Source organism: Thioclava electrotropha (assembly GCF_002085925.2).
Classification (GTDB): domain Bacteria; phylum Pseudomonadota; class Alphaproteobacteria; order Rhodobacterales; family Rhodobacteraceae; genus Thioclava; species Thioclava electrotropha.
Window position 1 is genome coordinate 3857852 of record NZ_CP053562.1, and the last position, 17369, is coordinate 3875220.

Sequence of the window (17369 nt, forward strand, 5' to 3'; positions counted from 1 at the left end):
AGGAAGGAAATTAAGCCGTCACCTTTGCGGGATCAGGCACCCTCCGTCTCGGACAGGTCAGGGCGGAGGCGTCAGGCCGCCGCCCTACCACCCACCGAGGTTTCCCCCGGTGGAATTCTCTTAGTTGCCGGTCGCCGACGTGATGTCGACGGCGACGCCCGGGCCCATCGTCGAGCTCAGGGACACCTTCTTCATGTAGGTGCCTTTCGCGCCGGCGGGCCTGGCTTTGGTCACGGCATCCACGAAGGCGCGGATGTTTTCGGCCAGCTGCTCCTCGGAGAAGGAGACCTTGCCGATGCCGCCATGAATGACGCCGGCCTTCTCGACCTTGAACTGAACCTGGCCACCTTTCGCCGCTTCGACAGCCGCTTTCACGTCCATCGTCACGGTGCCGACTTTCGGGTTCGGCATCAGGTTGCGCGGGCCCAGGACCTTACCCAGACGGCCGACGATCGGCATCATGTCCGGGGTCGCGATGCAGCGATCGAATTCGATCGTGCCGCCCTGAATGGTTTCCATCAGGTCCTCGGCGCCGACGATATCGGCCCCGGCTTCCTTGGCCTCATCCGCTTTCGCGCCACGAGCGAAGACAGCCACGCGGACGGTCTTGCCGGTGCCGTTCGGCAGAGCGACGACGCCACGAACCATCTGGTCGGCGTGACGGGGGTCGACACCGAGGTTCATTGCGATTTCGAGGGTCTCGTCGAATTTCGCGTTCGCGTTCGACTTGATCAGCGAAACGGCTTCCTCGACGGAGACGTTGGACTTGCCGGCGAAGGCTTCGCGGGCGGCTTTGGTGCGTTTACCGAGCTTTGCCATGACTTAGCCTTTCACCTCGATACCGATCGACTTCGCGGAGCCGAGGATGATGTTCATCGCGCCTTCGATGTCGTTGGCGTTCAGGTCCTTCATCTTCGCTTCGGCGATCTCACGTACCTGAGCGGCGGTGATGGTCGCGGCGACGACGCGGCCCGGAGCTTCCGAACCCTTCGGACGGTTACGCTTGCCGACCGGCTTGAGGCCGGCTGCCTGCTTGATCATGAAGCTAGCCGTGGGCTGCTTGATCTCGAAGGTGAACGACTTGTCGGCGTAGTAGGTGATGATCGTCGGGATCTTCGCCTGCTTGTCCATTTCCTGCGTCTTGGCGTTGAACGCCTTGCAGAATTCCATGATGTTGATCCCGCGCTGACCCAGCGCCGGACCGACCGGCGGGGACGGGTTTGCGCCGCCTGCCGGAATTTGCAGCTTGAGCTGCCCAACAACTTTCTTGGCCATGTGGCCCTCTCCTTATCACTGTCACGCCCCTAGGGAGTCGCGAAGTTTAGTGGTTCGGTCCGGGCGTCCCTGTCGTGCAGGGCCCCTCGCCTCCCACGGCTCACACTCAGGCGGTTTTCTGCACCTGCGTGTATTCCAGTTCGACCGGCGTCGGCCGACCGAAGATCGAGACGGTGACTTTCAGGCGGCTCGCCGCCTCGTCCACTTCCTCGACCATGCCCGAGAAGCCCTCGAAGGGCCCGTCGGTCACATTCACGTTCTCGCCGACCTCGAAGGTGATGAGGCTGCGCGGCGCGGCCTGCTCACCCGATTCGTCGACACGGCTGAGGATGCGGTTCACTTCCGCATCGCCCATCGGCATCGGCCGGCCCTGCGGCCCGAGGAAACCGGTGACCCGGTTCGTCGAGTTGATCAGGTGATAACCCTTGTCGGTCATCTCCATCCGCACCAGCACGTAGCCCGGCATGAAGCGACGCTCGGAGGTCACTTTCTTGCCGCGACGCACCTCGATCACTTCCTCGGTCGGCACCAGAACTTCCTCGATCTGGTCTTCCAGACCTTGATCGATCACGGCCTGACGGATTTGCTCGGCCACTTTCTTCTCGAAGTTCGAGAGAACGCTCACCGAATACCAACGCTTCGCCATGCCGATTCTTTGCCCCTTGCCGACGACGCCGGAGCGCCGAAAATTCCTGTTATTTCACGGGATTACCCGTGTCTCCCAGAATAAAAAACAGCGCGCACCACGCGAATCGATGCACGCCGCCTCTGGGAAAGTCCCGCCCCTTTACCGCCGGAGCCCTGTGATTTCAAGAGCGTAAGGCCGGAGCGCGATCACTTCCTTGCCGCAACTGCGAATGAGGTCTGGCGGAGAGCGCCGGAAGCCTATCAGCTCCCGATCACCTGCGTCACGCCGAGACGGATGACCCAGTCCACGAGCGAGAAGAAGATTGCCGTCAGCGCAGCCATCGCCAGCACCATGCCGGTCGTCAGCAGAACTTCGCGGCGGCTCGGCCAAGCCACTTTGCCCGCTTCCGAGCGCACCTGCTGGAGAAACTGGAGTGGGTTTGCCATCGTCGTCGTTCCTTACGCGCCCAATGCGGCGCCCTTGAGCCGAAAATACCGCGCCGCTTTCGGCGCAACTGCCGCCAGATACTTGCTCCCCTCGCGGATTTCAAGGCTGTTGCAGCGCTCTGCGCGCGCGCAGGCGCCATGCGCCCACTGCAAGCCGGCTTTGATAACGGAAAATCCATCGATGCACGTGCAACTTAACATCCGACAACCCGCGCGGTCAGCACAGCCGCGATTCGACAGGAGCCATCGATGCCCGCCATCCTCAACCGCTACGCCACGCCGTTCATCACCGGCCTTTTCCTCGTCTCTTTGATTTCAGGAATCGCCTTGTTCTTCCATTGGGGCAGCGCGTGGTTCCACGGGATGCATGAATGGCTCTCGATGGTGCTGATCGTGCCCTTCGCGCTGCATATCTGGAAGAACTGGCGACCGATGACCAACTACTTCAAACGCGCGCCGATGGGGCTGGCGCTCGCGCTTTCGGTCGTGGCGGCGCTGGCCTTCGTCCTTCCCGCCGCGACGAGCTCTCAAAGCGGCGCGCGCGGTGGTCCTCCGCAATTCGCGATCGCGCAGGCGCTGTTCGACGCGCCTTTGTCGGAGGCCGCACCCGTGCTCGGCCTCTCGGGCACCGATGCCGCCGCCAAGCTGGACGCCGATGTGACGCAAAGCCTGACGGAAATCGCCTCGGCGCGCGAAAGCTCCGCCGCGACGCTTGCCCAGCAACTGATGGGGCAGCCGCAATAACGGCCCGTCGCGCCGTGCGGGGCAAGGCGGTTGCGACTGTCACGCAATCGACTAGGGTAACTCTACCAAGGGTTGTTTTTCATCAAGGAATTGCATGTCGACTTTCGTTCCGCCGCCGTCAGCCATCTCACTGCTCCATCGCCTGCGCGGCTATCGCGGCGCGCTGGAGCGGATCGAGAACGGGAGGGTGATCGGCTGGATCGCGAAAAAAGGCGACGGCACCCCGCTCGATATCGAAATTCATTGCAATGCCGGGCGGCTCATCTCGGGGCGCGCGGCGATGTTTCGCGCCGACCTTGCACAGGCTGGCATCGGCGCGGGCAATCACGGTTTCGCCTTGCCGCTGTCGGCGACCCTGCAAGAGGCCGCAGGCGGCGAGATCAGCCTCTACATTCCCGGCAGCGGCCCAATCGCCACTCTGTGCTTCGACCCCGACGCGACGCCGCTTCCGAAAGAGAAAGACGCCCTGCATCGCTATATGCATGGCCCGATCATCACGTTGCGCGCCGCGTCCACCGCGCAGGCGGACACGCCCGATCTGACCGCGCAGCAACCGCTTTTCGCGTCGCGGTCCGCGCAGGGCGAAGACCTGCCCGCGCCTCTCTTTTCCTACATCGATTACGCGCGCCATCGCGCGGGCATGGCAGAGCAGTTCCCCGTCGATGGCAGCGACGCGGCGGTGGCGGACATTCTGCGCTGGTATCTCGACAGCTACGCCGCGCAGCATCCGTCGCAGCAAATCCCGCTGAGCCGCGCCGCGATCGATTGGCTCAATGCGCAGCCCCACCCCGGCGGACCGAGCCGCGCGATGGACCTCTTTGGCAAGACCGGCGACCCGGACGACGCGACCGCATGGGCGCTCCGCGACGCCCCGTCGCTCGGGCTCGGCGATTGCCTCCTCCCCGACAGCCTCATCGAGACCCTGGCAGAGACGAAAGGCTCCAGCCCCTGGCCGATGACCCGCGGGCTTCTGACCCTGCGCGAGGCGATCCCGCCGCTCGCGCAATTCTCGCCGAAGACCGAGCGCCACCGCCGGATGCTGCATGTGCTCGCGATGATCCTCGCGGTCGAACGGCCCGAGATCCTGCTTTTCCTGCCCCGCAGCGAAACGAAGACGCTGCTCGAAGGTGGCCGCCTCTCGGATGTCTGCTCGCAACTGCATCCCGGCCCGCCGATCACCCGCGCGCGCTATGCTGCGGCGCTGCGCGCGAAGGGTTTCGACCTCGAGAGCATGTCCTTCCTGCGCGCCCCCGAAGGCCATCGGATCGCCGCCGCCACGCGCCCCATCCCCGACGGCACCCCCGTCGATGTCCAAATCCACGGCCCCTTCGCGAAAGCCTCCGGGTTGGGCCAATCGACGCGGCTGTCGCATGACATTTTGTCCCGCTGCGACGTCACGCTCAACGCGGTGGAAAGCGCGCGCGACAATCCGACGCCCGCGCAAGACGGCGCCAAGACCGGTGCGCCGCGCCCCGCGCGCATCAACCTGCTGCACCTGAATGGCGACGCGCCCCCCCCGGCCTACGCCTTCGACGCCGACAGCTACTCTGGCGCTTACAATATCGCCTATATGCATTGGGAGTTGGACCGCGCCCCGGCGTGTCACCACCTCGCGCTCGACCTTGTCGACGAGGTCTGGGTGCCCTCGGAATACTGCGCCGAGATTTACCGCAAAGAAACCGACACGCCGGTGGTGAATGTCGGGATGTGCTATCCCGAACCGCCCGCCATCGACCGCGCCCACGCGCGCAGCGCCCTGCGCCAACGCAACGATTGGCCCGAGGAAAGCTTCGTCTGCCTCGCCAGTTTCGACAGCTTCTCCTTCGTGCAACGGAAGAACCCGCTCGGCACGATCCACGCCTTCCGTGAAGCCTTCGCCGAGGACGCGGAGGCGCGCCTGCTGATCAAGACGCAAAATCGCGGCCATGTCTGCGATGCAGCGCAGGCCACGCTCTGGGCCGAAATCGACCGGCTCGTCGCAGCCGATCCGCGCATCGCTTTGCTCGACGAGACGCTCGATCACGCAGGGGTGCTGGAGCTGATGGCCGGCGCGGACCTCTACGTTTCGCTGCATCGATCCGAGGGCTGGGGGTTCGGCATGCTGGAGGCGATGGCGCTAGGCGTGCCGGTCCTGTGCACGGGCTATTCCGGCAATCTGGAATTTTGCAACGAGGTCACTGCGTGGCTCGTGCCCGCGTCCGAGATCGAAGTCGCGCCGCAGGATTATCTCTATGTCGAGCCCGGAATGCACTGGGGCGAGCCGGATCACGCCGCCGCGGTCGCCCAGTTCCGCGCGGCACGCAGCGACCCGGACGCGCGCATAAAAAAGGCGGCGCAGGCCGAAGCCTTCGTGCGCCGCCACTTCTCCGCCGATGCGATTGCCGCGCGCTACAGTGCCCGCCTGTCCGAGATCTTCACCCGGCTCGACGGGGCGCGCCAACCGCTCGCCCGCCCCGCCGAGTAAGCGTCACACCCAGCGTCCGATCGCGGTGACGCTCAGATCGCAGCTTTCACCGCTGAGGAAACTCGCGCCATTCGCGGCATAGACCACGGCGCGCGCGCCCGAGCTTGTGACGCCCTCGACCCCCGCGAAGGAGATCGCGCCCGCACCGATGGCGCTGCCCGCCGCGAGGCTGTCCGCATCGAGCGCGACACTCAGAGAGGGCGCCTGCGCGAATTGCGCCGGATAGGCCCAATCCTGCTTGAGTGCCCAATCCGCGACGTAAGCAAGACTCACCTGCGCCGAGCAAATCTGCGTGCCATCGGCAAAGCGGATGTAATCGCCCGAAGCGGTGCTGCCCTGCTCGATCACGGCGCCCGTCGACATGCCACCAACCTGCGCGACCGTGCCGACGACACCGCTTCCCGTCAGCGCCCCGTCGATCACCGCGCCTTGCGGCAACGTCGCGCGCCCGGTGGCCGCGTCGATGCGCAGCCCCTCGAACCAAATCACGCCGTCCGCGCTCGCCTTGATCGCGAAATCGTCGCTGCCTGCCAACCCCATCTCGGCCCGGCCCGACCAGTTCGACTGGAACAGAAGGCTTGCCGTCTCGCCCGCCGCCGCCTTGTTCAGCTTGAGTTGATGGCCTGCCCCGGCATGGCTCAGAAGCGTGGCCTCCGCCGCGACGGAAAGCCGGTTCACCGCGTCATAGCCGGTCATGATCCCGACCCCGTCGAGCTGGCTCAACTCCGGCAACGGCGGCACGTCCCAAGCGCCCGCGGCGAAGACCAGCTCCACCGCCTCATCCAGCACGAAAGCGCGCCAGCCCTCACGCGGGGTCAGGAATTGCCACGCCCCGGCCGCAAAGATCGCAAGCGCCCCGTCCTGCCCTGCCCATGCGCCCAGCGCCCCGGTCGGCAGCACATACCGCGCCCCCTCCGGCGGACCGATCGGCGATTCGGTCACGCTGCGCGAAATCACCGCAAGCTGCACGAGCGCATCGAGCCGTTGCAGCGCCTCGTTATGGGTGACGTGTTTCTGGGCCTGGCTGCCAAGGATGAGCGGCAGCGCGAGATTGGCGGTTTGATCGGACATCGGGAGTTCCTACGCTGGGTTGCGATGGAGGCCGACGATAGGAACCCGGCGTTAACCGTGTTTGAGAGCGGCGCACGGTGCTTGCCTGTCCGCCCCCCTCCCCCTAGGTTCGGCCCAATTTCAACGGCGCAGCATTCGAGGACATATGGCACCGAAATTTGGCACCAGCGGCCTGCGTGGCCTCGTCACCGAACTGACCGACGCGCTGGTCACCGATTACACCCGCGCTTTCATTTCGGCCTGCCCGCAAGGCGAAGCCGTTCACGTCGGTTGGGACCTGCGCCCCTCCTCTCCCGCAATCGCCGAGACCGTCATCGCCGCGATCCGCGCCGCGGGCCTCACCGCCATTCGCGAAGGCGCGCTGCCTACGCCCGCTCTGGCGCTGGCCTCGATGGGGGCGGGCAATTCGGCGATCATGATCACCGGCAGCCACATTCCCGCGGATCGCAACGGGCTGAAATTCTACGTCCCGCATGGCGAGATCGCGAAGGAGGACGAGGCCGCGATCCTCGACCGGCTCGGTCGGGACCAACCCGCAACCGAGAAGCCCGGCTCCGAAATCCCGGGGACGGACAGCGCGGCGCGCTACATCGCGCGCTATGTCGACGGGTTCGGGGCGGACGCCCTCGCAGGGCTGCGTATCGGCGTCTATCAACACAGCTCGGTCGCGCGCGACATCCTCGTCACCGCGGTAGAGGCGATGGGCGCGACCGCGGTGCCACTCGCCCGCTCTGACGTTTTCATCCCCGTCGACACCGAGGCGGTCGATCCCGAGACCCGCAAAACCCTGCAAGGCTGGTGCACTGAACATGGGCTCGATGCGGTTATCTCGACCGATGGCGATGCCGACCGTCCGATGCTGAGCGACGAGACCGGCACGCTGATCCCCGGCGACGTTCTGGGCGCGCTGACCGCACGGCTTCTCGGGGCGAGAATCCTCTGCACGCCGGTCTCCGCCAATACGATGGTCGATGCGATGCCCGAATTCGACAGCATCCATCGCACGAAGATCGGCTCGCCCTTCGTGATCGCCGCGATGGAGGCAGCGCGCGATGCCGATCCCGCCGCGAAGGTCGTGGGGTATGAGCCCAATGGCGGCTTCCTCCTGGGCTTCACCACGACGGGCCCTGCGGGGCCGATTGCGCCGCTCGCGACTCGCGATTGCCTGCTGCCGATCGTCGCGCCGCTTGTTGCGGCGAAACAGGCCGGCACCGCCCTCAGCGGCCTTGTCGCCCAGCTTCCCGCCCGTTTCACCGCAGCCGACCGGGTCGCCGAAGTCCCGACGGACCGCTCGCGCGCCTTCATTGACCGCCTTGCCGACGACCCCGCCGCCCGGGCGGAATTCTTCAGCGATTTCGCCCCGGTCGAACAGATCGACCGCACCGATGGGCTGCGCCTGACCTTCCCCTCGGGCGAGATCGTCCATCTGCGCCCCTCGGGCAACGCGCCCGAATGCCGTTGCTACGCCGAAGCCTCGACACCGGAGCGCGCACAGGCCCTCGTGGCGCGCTATCTTGCGGCGCTACGAACTGAACTCGCCTAGCCCGAGACATCGAACATTCCGTCGGTGAACAGGCCGAGATCGGCATCGATGAATTCGACCGTGACACCCTGATCGGTGAAGGTCACGCCGGAGCCCGCCTCGACCATATGGCTGCGAGCTTCGGCAGCAGAGCTGTAGTTGAAGCCATCGAAGCTCAGCCGATCCCAGGGCTCGATATCGATAATGACGTGGTGCCCGTCCTCATCCGCGCGAAAGACGAACTGATCCGCCATCGCACCGCCCTGCAGCAGATTGTACCCCTCGCCGCCATCGAGCTGATCCTCAAAGCCGAAAGAGCGGAACCAATCGATCTGAGGCTGCGCCGTCTGGGTGATCATCTCGGGGCTTTGCGCAAATGAGGCGACCACTTTCTCGCGGGTGTAGCCCCCGCTGTCGAGCTGATCGACCCACCATGTCAGCCCCTCGCTATCCGGTGCGCGCCCCAAGACGTTCTGATAGAGAAGCGAGACGAAACCGGCATCGTCGAGATTGCCATAGGTCGACGTGAATTCGGGCGAATTGACGAAGCCCGAGACGACATCGAGGAACTCCATCCCGTCCGCCTGCATCTCGCTCCAATACATCATCCCGCCAAGGTTCGGCTCGCGCCCCAGCGTCGCTTGATACAAACGGAACACGTCATCGGTGAAATCCGTCTGCGCGCTGGCATGGCTCAGCATGAGCGTGTCGATCTCTGTCGAATCCCGAAATTCCGGGCTTTCCGAAAATCCCAAAACAACCTCCTCCCGACTTTTTACCCCCTGATCCAGCTGGTCGAGCCAATAGGTCAGCCCCCCGTCATCGGGGTCCCGATCCAGCACGTTCTGGTAAAGCAGCGTCAGGAACTCCGCGTCGCTCGTCTCCGCGTAGTTCGACTGGAATTCCGGCGAGTTGATGAACCGATCCGCGACCTCCTGCAGTTCGACCGCGCCGCTCGACAGAAGGTCCGTCCAATAGTGCAGACCGTTCCCATCCGGCGCCCGGTCAAGCGTCGCCTGATAGACCCGGAACACCTGTGCCGCGAACGGGTCGTAACTGCGATCGATCCGCCCGCCATTGAGCAGATCGTCCCCAGCCATGCCTTGCAGAATATCCGACCCGTCATTGCCGACGAGAAGATCATCGCCGCCGCGCCCGTCGATCAGATCGCCCTGCGCGGTACCTTCCTTGTGGATATCGCCGACTTCGAGCGGGTTGATCGCGGAATGCCACAGATCGCGCAGCTCCGAGGTTTCGAAATCCGCGGCGCTCAGGCTTGAGCCGTCCGCGGTATTCACGATCACTCGCTCATCGCCGACCCGGATATCCGCCCCCGTCGCGGTCGGGGCGATGTCCAAAGCCTCCTTGGTGTAGAACCACGCCATGCTCGAGAGGTCGAGCCGGTCGATGCCGGGCTCGTAATCCATGATGAAATCGGTGCGCCCGTCCGCGTCGAGCACGAACAGATCCTGCCCCTCGCCGCCCCAGAGGGAATCCGCGCCACCGCCGTCTTGCAGGATGTCCGCCCCGCCCCGCCACGGATTTGGTCATCGCCAGCGCCACCGGAAATCTGATCGTTCTCGACGCCTCCGTCTCCGGTTTCGCCGCCATCGCCAAGCTTCAGCGCCAGACCGGCGGGGCCCAACTCCACCTTGATATGGCTAATCCCCATCCCCTGATCGCTCACGCTCGCGGGCACGTCGCCCGCCACGAAAATATCGAGCCCGGTCGCATCGGCGATCATCGCCGCCGCAGCCGGATCGGACAGCGCGGTCTCTAGCCCGTCCGCCAGCGTCCCGATCTGGACCAGTTTGCCGCCGGGCAGCAGCGTAAGCAGGCTGACCCCGTCATCGGCGCCTCCGGCCAGCACATAGACCTGATCGCCCATCGTCACGGTTTCGAGCGTCGTCACGCCGTCGAACCGCGTGCCCAGATCGTCATTGATCTGATCGGTGACCTCCATCCGCCCGCCCGGACCAAGCGCCACGACGGAGATCGAGCTTGTGCCCGCGGCCCCCAGAAGCGCGTAGGCCTGTCCGCCCAGCTGGATCGTCTCGATCGAATTCGGTGCGTTGATGAAGAGGCCGTCGCGCGCATCGATCTGACTGGCGATTTGCAGCTGTCCCTGCGTATCGAGCGCGAGCGTGGTCAGCGAATTATCCGTCACCGAAGCCGCGACGACATATTGCGCACCCGCGATCTCGACCGTGTCGAGCGCATGGACGTCATTCTCTGACCAGACCTCGCCCGCGATGCCCTGCGCGATCTCGGTGATCCGGCCTCCGGCCCCCATCTGCCAGACATGCAGCCCGCTGCCATGCGACAGGGCCCCGACGAAAAAGCTCTGCGCGCCCGGTTGCAGCGGCGCGATCGCAAGCACCGCACCGGGCGCGACCGCCCCCGGCAGCGTGAACACATCGCTGACTCCGCCGTCATTCTGGTTCAGCCAGACCGCCTGAAACGCGCCCGACGCCGAACCCGTCACCATCAAGGCGGGGCTGCCGTCGATCGAAATCTCGGTCAGCGTCCCGGCTGCATCCAGCCCCGCACTCTCGCTCAGATAAGCCAGATCGCTCGAATTCAGCCGCGCAGTCAGCGGAATCTGCGAGATACCGCCCGGCGCATTCGAAATCGAATAGAGCGTCGGCCCCGTCTCGCCCTGCACGAGAAGCAGGTCGGTGATCGACGTCAGGAAGTTTTCCGCGCCATTCGTAACAGTCGCGACCGGCGTCAATTGAGGCATAGTCACCTCCGCTTTCCATGTTCACACTGTCTCGACTGTGAGGCGCGGCTGGGCACGGAGCGCGGAGGAAAAGCGGCCTAAAAAGGGTTTTCTCTCAATATTTTAATAGAATGCGACGGCTCACAGCGCCCAACTCAAAGCATGTTGCGTGCGTGGCAGGCAATCGCGGCGTTGAGATCGTCGAAAAACTCAAGCCGCCCACGCTCCAGCACCGCGCCGCAATCGCAAATCTCGCGCAACTGGTTCATCGAGTGGCTGACCACAACCGCCCCGGCATCTTTCAGCCGGTCGCGAAACAGGGCTGCGCTCTTCTCGCGAAACGCGGCATCGCCGACCGCCGTAATCTCGTCGACGAGATAGGTGTCGAAGCTGATCGCCATCGACGCCGCAAACGCCAATCGCGCGCGCATCCCGGAAGAATAGCTGCGCAGCGGCATCCGGAAATGCGCCCCAAGCTCGGCGGTCGCCTCTACGAAAGCCACCATCTCATCGGTGTCCACCCCGTAGATCCGCGCGATGAAGCGGCAATTCTGCGCGCCCGTCAGATCATTGTGAAACGACCCTGCGAAGCCCACCGGGAACGACACGCTGCCCCGCGTGATCACCCGTCCCCGATCGGGCCGCGCGGTGCCTGCGATCATCTGCAGCAGCGTCGACTTTCCGGCCCCGTTTCGCCCTAGCAAGGCGACGGATCGGCCGCTTGGAAAGCTCGCGCAAATATCGCGCGCCACGACCTTCTCGCCACCGGGGACGCGGAAACTCTTGCTGAGGTTTTGCAGCCGGATCATCGCCGTTACCGACGGTCCCGGATCGCGTAGCCCACCAGGATGCCAATCGCCCAAAGCAAAACGAGGCTACCCGCGATCAGCGCCAGAAGCGTCTCCCGCCGTGGATATTCGGCACTTTCGGCAAGGGTCGGCGCCATGAATGTTGCAAGAAACCGGCTTTTCCGGCGCGCCTCGGCCTGAGCCGCGTCATAGCTTGCGCGCGTCGCCGCATACGCACGCTCTGCGAATTCGCGCTCCGCCATAAGCCGCTCGTATTCGCCGACGATGCTCGCGAAAGCCTCTTCCTGGGAGCCGCCATCGATCCCGAGCTTGCGTCGCTCCGCCCCGATTCTGTCCTCGATCACCGCAAGCCTCCGCTCCGCCTGCTTCAACCGCGGGTCCGTCCCGCTGCGCACCGTGCCGCGCAGCAGATCACTCTCGATCATCACCTGCGCCTGCTGTTCGAGCAACGACCCCAGCACGCCCGCCTGACTCTGCAAATCCATCTCCGGACTGATCAGTTGGTGGCGATTGCGGAAAGTGGTGAGCGCCGTGCGCGCCGTCGTCAGACGCGCCTCGGCGCGCCGCAACTCTCCGCGCGCATGGCGAATCGCATCCTCGCGCGCCGCGTTGCTGAGCCGGTTAATCATCGCAGAGCTTTGTGCCATCAAGGTCTGCGCGATCCGCTGTGCCGCACCGGGATCGAAAGCGCGCACCTCGATGTCGAGCAGCCCCGCGCCCGCCCCGTGCCGCACATGAACCATGCGATTCCAATAGGCGACAAGCTCCTCCAGAGTGGCGTCGCCAGGAAGCCCGAACACCGGATCGGAACGGTCGCGCGACCAGATGGCCCTCAGATCGAGCGCATCGTCGATCTGCGCAACAAGGCTCGGGCTTTGAATGAATTCATAGAGAATGTCGGTGTCGCTCGAAGACGCGCCCGACAGACTGGACAGACCGCCGAAAAGATCGAGCGCCGGCGCCATTTCCTCCCGCTGCACCGTGAAGCCGACGCGTGAAACGAACTGATCCGCCGCCTGCGCATAAAGATAATAGGCCGCCACCAGAACCGGCGCGATCACCAGCGTCAGGAAGCTTAACGCCACAGTCTGGTGCCGCCGCCGCCAGCGCGCCTTGCGTGCGGGGGTCGCGTATGCGCTCGGCACCGGCCGGAGCGGTAAAGGCACTTCGCGCAACCCAGCCCCCTTTGCGAGGACGGGCGTCGCCTGCGCAGGCTCGTTAACCGCGTGTTTCACAATTGGCTCCACTATCGGTCGCGTCAGGGTCCAGTGAACACGATCCGAATTGAAAACCGGTAAACGAGGCTCGAAATGTTCTCCTCCCGCGCGGCGCGCATCCCGGCCCGGTCCTTTCCGGCGCTTCGTGCCATCGGCGCGCTCATTCTGCGCGAGATGTCGGCAAGCTACGGTCGCTCCCCGGGGGGCTATCTTTGGGCGTTGCTCGAGCCGATCGGCGGCGTCGCCCTGTTGACGCTGTTCTTTTCGCTGACCTTCCACGCCCCGCCGCTCGGGGCCAGTTTCGCCCTGTTCTACGCGACGGGGTTACTGCCTTTCATGTTGTTTTCAGACGTTCAGTCGAAGGTCGCCAACGCCCTCACCTACTCGCGCGCGCTCCTCGCTTATCCGACTGTGAGCTTTGTCGACGCGCTCATCGCACGGCTCGCCCTGAATGCGCTGACGAAACTTGTCGTTTCCTACCTCGTCCTTCACGGATGCCTCCTGATGTTCGACACCCGCGCGAGCCCGGATCCGCTGCGTATCTTCGAAGCAGCAGGTCTCGCCGTACTGCTGTCGTTCGGAATCGGCACCCTGAACTGCTACCTCTTTCTGCGCGCGCCGGTCTGGCAGCAGATATGGTCGATCCTGATGAGACCGATGTTCCTGATTTCCGGAGTCTTTTTTCTCACCGACCAATTGCCGCGCTGGGCCGTGGATACCCTTTGGTTCAACCCGCTGGTCCATGTGATCGGCTATCTGCGGCGCAGCTTTTTCCCGACCTATCAGCCCGACTATCTCTCTGCGTTCTACGTCATCGGCGTGTCACTCGTGGCCCTGGCCCTTGGCCTTTTAGCCCTCAGGAGGAGCTACCGGGTTCTCCTCGCAAGGTGAACGATCTGGGCCGCGGCGTTTGATCTCGCGGCGCTCCAAGGAGCGCGGTCCGCCACCGAAGGGAACGGTCCGCGCGCAGAAGGACATCGAGCCGCTCCGCTATAAACGCGTCGAGTGCACCGAGCTCGGCACCCTCGGACAACGGTTTTGAAAGAAGCCATCCCGCAAACGCGCGCAATTCACCGAGATCATCGAGCGGCGCCGGGCCGCGCTCGATTTCAGGATGATACGGATATGGCGCCGTCCAGAGTGGGTCGTCGAATATTTCCTCCGCTTGAACGGCGGGTAAGACGCGCTCGAGCTCTCGACGATGGCTCTGCGCAAGCCGCTGCAGTGTCTCGACGTGATGTGGCGCGATCGCCCATGCGCGACGCAGCGTGGGGCCCTCCACCATGTGCCGTTGCAATACGAACTCGATCTCTGCGCGATGGCTATCCGGCCGAAAACGGCGATTGCGCAGCAGAAAACCAAACTGTGCTGCGCTGCCCGTGCTGTGGCACGGTCCGATTGCGTTGCCCGGCGTTCCCAGCAAAGCGTCGGCGAAGGTGACCACATCCTGCTTTGCCGGCGCGACCTGCAATCCTACGTTGGGAATGCGCGCCCAGGCTGCGAGATCTCCGCCAAAGCTGAACGGGACACGGCGGGACGAAAGCCAATCGTCGAAGCGGGGCCGGCTCCAGACACCCCATTGCCAGAACGCCGCGTTCATCCACGTTAGGGGCGGACGCAGAAAGGCCAGCACGGTCACGGGCGGATGGCCGAGGTCAGAAAGTAACCGCGTGAAGAAATCGGGCCGACGAATCCAGCCCTCATTCGAGAAGAACGGGATGTAGCCGCGCCGCCGCGCGCGTGCGATCTCGCGAAAAACGAAATCGCCGAAAGATTTCACCGCGACCTCGCGGCCGGGATCGGGCATCGAGACATAGCCATAGAGAGATAGCGCTGCGGCGCGGCGCACGGCCCTCCCACGCAACGGCATGAGTTTGCCGCCCACCCGCACCGCGCCGATATAGCGCACACGCAAACCGGTGCGCGATGGTCGGTCCGGTTCCGCGCTCCATGCTGCTTGAAGGGCCGAACTGCCGCATTTCGGGGCGCCTATATGGAAGATCGCATGACTGTCTTCGAACGTCATGCCACCCACCTCTGCATAGCGGGCGCCCCGAGGAGACGATCGATGTCTATATCCGATGGCCACCGTGGCCCCGGCAAGACATCCCCCTGTGCGCCTGCAGCTCTGACCGCTTCAGCTTGAGCGCCGAGGTCGAAACAGTACACTGGCAGGCCGGTGGCGAGCGCCTCATGCGTGGTAAAGGAAAAGGTCTCCGGCCAGAGCGATGGGATCAGCCATCGCTCAATTCCGTACCGTGCGATCAGCATCTGCAAATCTGTGGGCTCAAACGGGCCGTGGACGTGGTTCGGCGCGCTCAAATGAAACCGCGGATCGAGACTTCCCAACAGGACCAGCCGCGCGCGACCGTCCGCAGCGAAGGTCCCACCTAAGGCCTCGACAACCGCGGCGCCTTTGTGGACGCCGATGTGGCCAAGCACGCCAAGAACAGAGCCCGCGGCGCGGGCGCCTGCGTGGGGCCCCGTAGGCGGACGGATGAGAACTGCAGGCCGGACCACATGATGCGGTTTGCAGTCGAGCTTCTGCGCAACGTCGGGGCGGGCCGAGGCCACAATCTCTGCGGAGCTGCGGGAGAATACTTGCAATCGCGTTGCGCTGGTCAGTGCCGCGCCCCACGCGCTTTCCCAGTCCGACAGATCGTCGGTTGAAGAGCGCTGAGACGGCTTTCGCGACATAGGCCGAGGGCCGTTGTATTCGGGGATCTCGCGCAAGCTGTTTGGCGCACGCAGGAGCGTGTAGGCCTCGCTCAGGGGCAAGTAGTCGTGAAACAGGATATCGAGCCGCTGCCCCGCGGATAGGTCCGTCAGCAACGCAGGAATCTCAAGTGGGTCCGGATGTCCGACGCCGCAGGAATAGATGACTTGGCGATCCGGCAGAAGCTTCAGCAGGGATAGCACCACCGCACGATCCATTGTCTCGATCGTGCTTAGACCGAACGGGTCGTGAAGCTCTATCGACCAGCGCACGGCACCACCGACGCGAAGGACGACGCCTCGCCGCCCGGCGCGAAGCTCCGAGGCGATTTCTTTGCGCAGCCACATTTCCGCCCCACCCCCGAGGGAATGTCCGAGCCATAACTTGATCGGCTCGCCTTGCAGCGCACCCGCTCGGGCTAGGGCGAGCGCGAAACGCGGGGCCGCGAGCGGATCACTGGCGAGAAAACGATCAACGGCGCGCGGATAGCCTGGATAGCGCCTCTCGATCTTCGCCTGATTGGCATCCAGAAGCTTTCGCCGCGTCGCCGCACCGAAGGAGGCGCTACCGCGATGCTCAACGAAGAGCGAGCCGATCCCGATATGCCGCCCCCCGAGCCGCCCTACCTTCTGACACCAATCTGTCTCTTCGCCGTAGCCACGCCCGAACACGGGATCGAACTGCGGGAACTTTGCAAGAAAGCGCGGTGCGAGCGCCATACAAAAGCCGATCCCTGTCGGCAGTTCGGCGCGCGCCTGCACCGGGTTCATGCGCGCGGCGACGGCGTCGATCTGATCGACGGCACCGGGCGGCAGATCGCTCCGCGCTCCGGCTGTCGGCACGGACAATATCTGCGCGTCATTCGACATTGGCGTAACGCTTGCGACCTGCGGATCGGAAAGCGGAGCAACAAGCCGCGACGCCCAGCCTGCAGGCACGAGGGCATCGGAATTCAGTAATACTACGGGGCGATCGGGAAAGCACCTGAGCGCCACCTCAAACCCGCGATTGACCGACGCGACAAAGCCGAGATTTGTGCCATTTTCCAGAAGCGTCACGTTCGCCCGACCGTCACACCAATTGCGTAGAAAAGGCCGCATCTCGGGATCGGTCGAGCGATCCTCGATCACGATCAGATGCCAGTCGAGATCGGTGTGCTGCACGACGCGGGCGAGCGCCTCGCGCAGCAGCGCCCGCGCGTTGAACACCGGCAACACGATCACGATCCCGGGGAACGTGGGCGGCTCAGTCGGCGACGAGCCGCGGAGAAGGTCGGACGGCAGGGTCACGCCCCGCGACAGCCCCACGAAACCGAGCGCGGATTTCACGCGAATCCCCGCGGCACCGTCGTCGTGGTTTCGCCAGCGCCAGATATCGCGAGCATGCCGGGCGATTCGCCACAGGAACACCGGGGCGAGGCGCAGCTTCCCCCATGCGAGGCGAACCCTGCCGATCGGCGGCAAAACCCAGCTTTCCTCACCCTGCCCATCGGCATCCGTATCGGGAATGGCCAGTTCCACCTTGTCGGGCCAGAAAGGCACGTCAAAGGCGAACTTCGCCGACCCGGAAGGATCGGCCTCGAGCGCGCAGCGCTGCGCCACGCCCCCCAGGCGTAAAATCACCTCGCGCGCATCGATTCGGCCTTCGAGACGAAGGCGGTTGCCTCGGAAATCGTAGCGCGTGACTTGCACCCGCCGGGCCGCCGCGCGCGGCCCCAGATCCGGCACCCTCCGCGAAATCCGGAGATTCGCATCC

The 17369-nt window shown here is 64.6% G+C and carries 14 protein-coding genes; 4 read left to right on the plus strand and 10 right to left on the minus strand.

Going from position 1 to position 17369, the window contains the following annotated elements:
* Nucleotides 1–120: 120 nt before the first annotated feature.
* The 4 genes from rplA to secE all read right to left on the minus strand — a co-directional run bounded on the left by rplA (nucleotide 121) and on the right by secE (nucleotide 2349).
* Entirely contained in the window at nucleotides 121–819 is a 699-nt protein-coding gene (gene rplA, locus AKL02_RS18380; RefSeq protein ID WP_083079894.1) for a 50S ribosomal protein L1, read from the minus strand.
* 3 nt (nucleotides 820–822) lie between these two features.
* Nucleotides 823–1275: a 50S ribosomal protein L11 gene (gene rplK / locus AKL02_RS18385; protein WP_078521322.1), complete on the minus strand. Its 453-nt coding sequence runs from the start codon at nucleotides 1273–1275 to the stop codon at nucleotides 823–825.
* Between the two features lie 106 nt (nucleotides 1276–1381).
* Nucleotides 1382–1921 carry a transcription termination/antitermination protein NusG gene (gene nusG / locus AKL02_RS18390; RefSeq protein ID WP_075773825.1) on the minus strand — a complete coding sequence of 180 codons (540 nt, stop codon included), beginning with the start codon at nucleotides 1919–1921 and terminating at the stop codon, nucleotides 1382–1384.
* A gap of 242 nt (nucleotides 1922–2163) precedes the next feature.
* Nucleotides 2164–2349: a preprotein translocase subunit SecE gene (gene secE, locus AKL02_RS18395; protein ID WP_075773824.1), complete on the minus strand. Its 186-nt coding sequence runs from the start codon at nucleotides 2347–2349 to the stop codon at nucleotides 2164–2166.
* A gap of 249 nt (nucleotides 2350–2598) precedes the next feature.
* Between secE and AKL02_RS18400 the strand changes: the two genes are divergently transcribed.
* Together AKL02_RS18400 and AKL02_RS18405 are read left to right on the plus strand one after the other, a co-directional pair.
* Complete coding sequence (locus AKL02_RS18400; RefSeq protein ID WP_078571256.1) at nucleotides 2599–3093, plus strand: DUF4405 domain-containing protein; 495 nt, start codon at nucleotides 2599–2601, stop codon at nucleotides 3091–3093.
* Between the two features lie 94 nt (nucleotides 3094–3187).
* On the plus strand, nucleotides 3188–5557 hold the full coding sequence (locus AKL02_RS18405) for a glycosyltransferase (RefSeq protein WP_083079892.1): 2370 nt from the start codon (nucleotides 3188–3190) through the stop codon (nucleotides 5555–5557).
* 3 nt (nucleotides 5558–5560) lie between these two features.
* Here the strand turns inward: AKL02_RS18405 and AKL02_RS18410 are convergent, their stop codons facing one another.
* Entirely contained in the window at nucleotides 5561–6628 is a 1068-nt protein-coding gene (locus AKL02_RS18410; RefSeq protein WP_083079890.1) for a DUF2793 domain-containing protein, read from the minus strand.
* 145 nt (nucleotides 6629–6773) lie between these two features.
* Here AKL02_RS18410 and AKL02_RS18415 point away from each other — a divergent pair, with 145 nt between their 5' ends.
* Nucleotides 6774–8171 carry a phosphomannomutase gene (locus AKL02_RS18415; RefSeq protein ID WP_083079888.1) on the plus strand — a complete coding sequence of 466 codons (1398 nt, stop codon included), beginning with the start codon at nucleotides 6774–6776 and terminating at the stop codon, nucleotides 8169–8171.
* Here the strand turns inward: AKL02_RS18415 and AKL02_RS18420 are convergent.
* From AKL02_RS18420 to AKL02_RS18435, 3 genes are all read right to left on the minus strand, one after another.
* Entirely contained in the window at nucleotides 8168–9610 is a 1443-nt protein-coding gene (locus AKL02_RS18420; protein ID WP_198453216.1) for a DUF4214 domain-containing protein, read from the minus strand. The genes AKL02_RS18415 and AKL02_RS18420 overlap by 4 nt on opposite strands.
* Nucleotides 9611–11027: 1417 nt before the next feature.
* A complete protein-coding gene (locus AKL02_RS18430) occupies nucleotides 11028–11681 on the minus strand; it encodes an ABC transporter ATP-binding protein (protein ID WP_083079882.1) in 654 nt (217 codons plus the stop codon).
* A gap of 5 nt (nucleotides 11682–11686) precedes the next feature.
* The gene (locus AKL02_RS18435; RefSeq protein WP_133052007.1) at nucleotides 11687–12916 is read right to left on the minus strand and encodes a KpsE/RkpR family capsule polysaccharide export protein; all 1230 of its coding nucleotides are present in this window, start codon (nucleotides 12914–12916) and stop codon (nucleotides 11687–11689) included.
* Nucleotides 12917–12991: 75 nt separating this feature from the next.
* Between AKL02_RS18435 and AKL02_RS18440 the strand changes: the two genes are divergently transcribed.
* Nucleotides 12992–13789, plus strand: a complete 798-nt coding sequence (locus AKL02_RS18440; RefSeq protein ID WP_083079878.1) for an ABC transporter permease — start codon at nucleotides 12992–12994, stop codon at nucleotides 13787–13789.
* Here the strand turns inward: AKL02_RS18440 and AKL02_RS18445 are convergent.
* Nucleotides 13755–14924 (minus strand): hypothetical protein, encoded by a 1170-nt coding sequence (locus AKL02_RS18445; RefSeq protein WP_083079876.1) that lies wholly within the window; start codon nucleotides 14922–14924, stop codon nucleotides 13755–13757. The two genes, AKL02_RS18440 and AKL02_RS18445, sit on opposite strands and share 35 nt — an antisense overlap.
* Nucleotides 14921–17305: a glycosyltransferase gene (locus tag AKL02_RS18450; protein ID WP_165757053.1), complete on the minus strand. Its 2385-nt coding sequence runs from the start codon at nucleotides 17303–17305 to the stop codon at nucleotides 14921–14923. The genes AKL02_RS18445 and AKL02_RS18450 overlap by 4 nt, the downstream gene beginning before the upstream one ends.
* Nucleotides 17306–17369: the final 64 nt, after the last annotated feature.

Bases quoted from the DNA above. Each gene is read 5' to 3' on its own strand.
- AKL02_RS18400 (WP_078571256.1), top strand. From the start codon at position 2,599: ATGCCCGCCATCCTCAACCGCTACGCCACGCCGTTCATCACCGGCCTT.
- secE (WP_075773824.1), bottom strand. From the start codon at position 2,349: ATGGCAAACCCACTCCAGTTTCTCCAGCAGGTGCGCTCGGAAGCGGGC.
- AKL02_RS18440 (WP_083079878.1), top strand. From the start codon at position 12,992: ATGTTCTCCTCCCGCGCGGCGCGCATCCCGGCCCGGTCCTTTCCGGCG.
- rplA (WP_083079894.1), bottom strand. From the start codon at position 819: ATGGCAAAGCTCGGTAAACGCACCAAAGCCGCCCGCGAAGCCTTCGCC.
- AKL02_RS18405 (WP_083079892.1), top strand. From the start codon at position 3,188: ATGTCGACTTTCGTTCCGCCGCCGTCAGCCATCTCACTGCTCCATCGC.
- rplK (WP_078521322.1), bottom strand. From the start codon at position 1,275: ATGGCCAAGAAAGTTGTTGGGCAGCTCAAGCTGCAAATTCCGGCAGGC.
- AKL02_RS18445 (WP_083079876.1), bottom strand. From the start codon at position 14,924: ATGACGTTCGAAGACAGTCATGCGATCTTCCATATAGGCGCCCCGAAA.
- AKL02_RS18410 (WP_083079890.1), bottom strand. From the start codon at position 6,628: ATGTCCGATCAAACCGCCAATCTCGCGCTGCCGCTCATCCTTGGCAGC.
- nusG (WP_075773825.1), bottom strand. From the start codon at position 1,921: ATGGCGAAGCGTTGGTATTCGGTGAGCGTTCTCTCGAACTTCGAGAAG.
- AKL02_RS18415 (WP_083079888.1), top strand. From the start codon at position 6,774: ATGGCACCGAAATTTGGCACCAGCGGCCTGCGTGGCCTCGTCACCGAA.
- AKL02_RS18430 (WP_083079882.1), bottom strand. From the start codon at position 11,681: ATGATCCGGCTGCAAAACCTCAGCAAGAGTTTCCGCGTCCCCGGTGGC.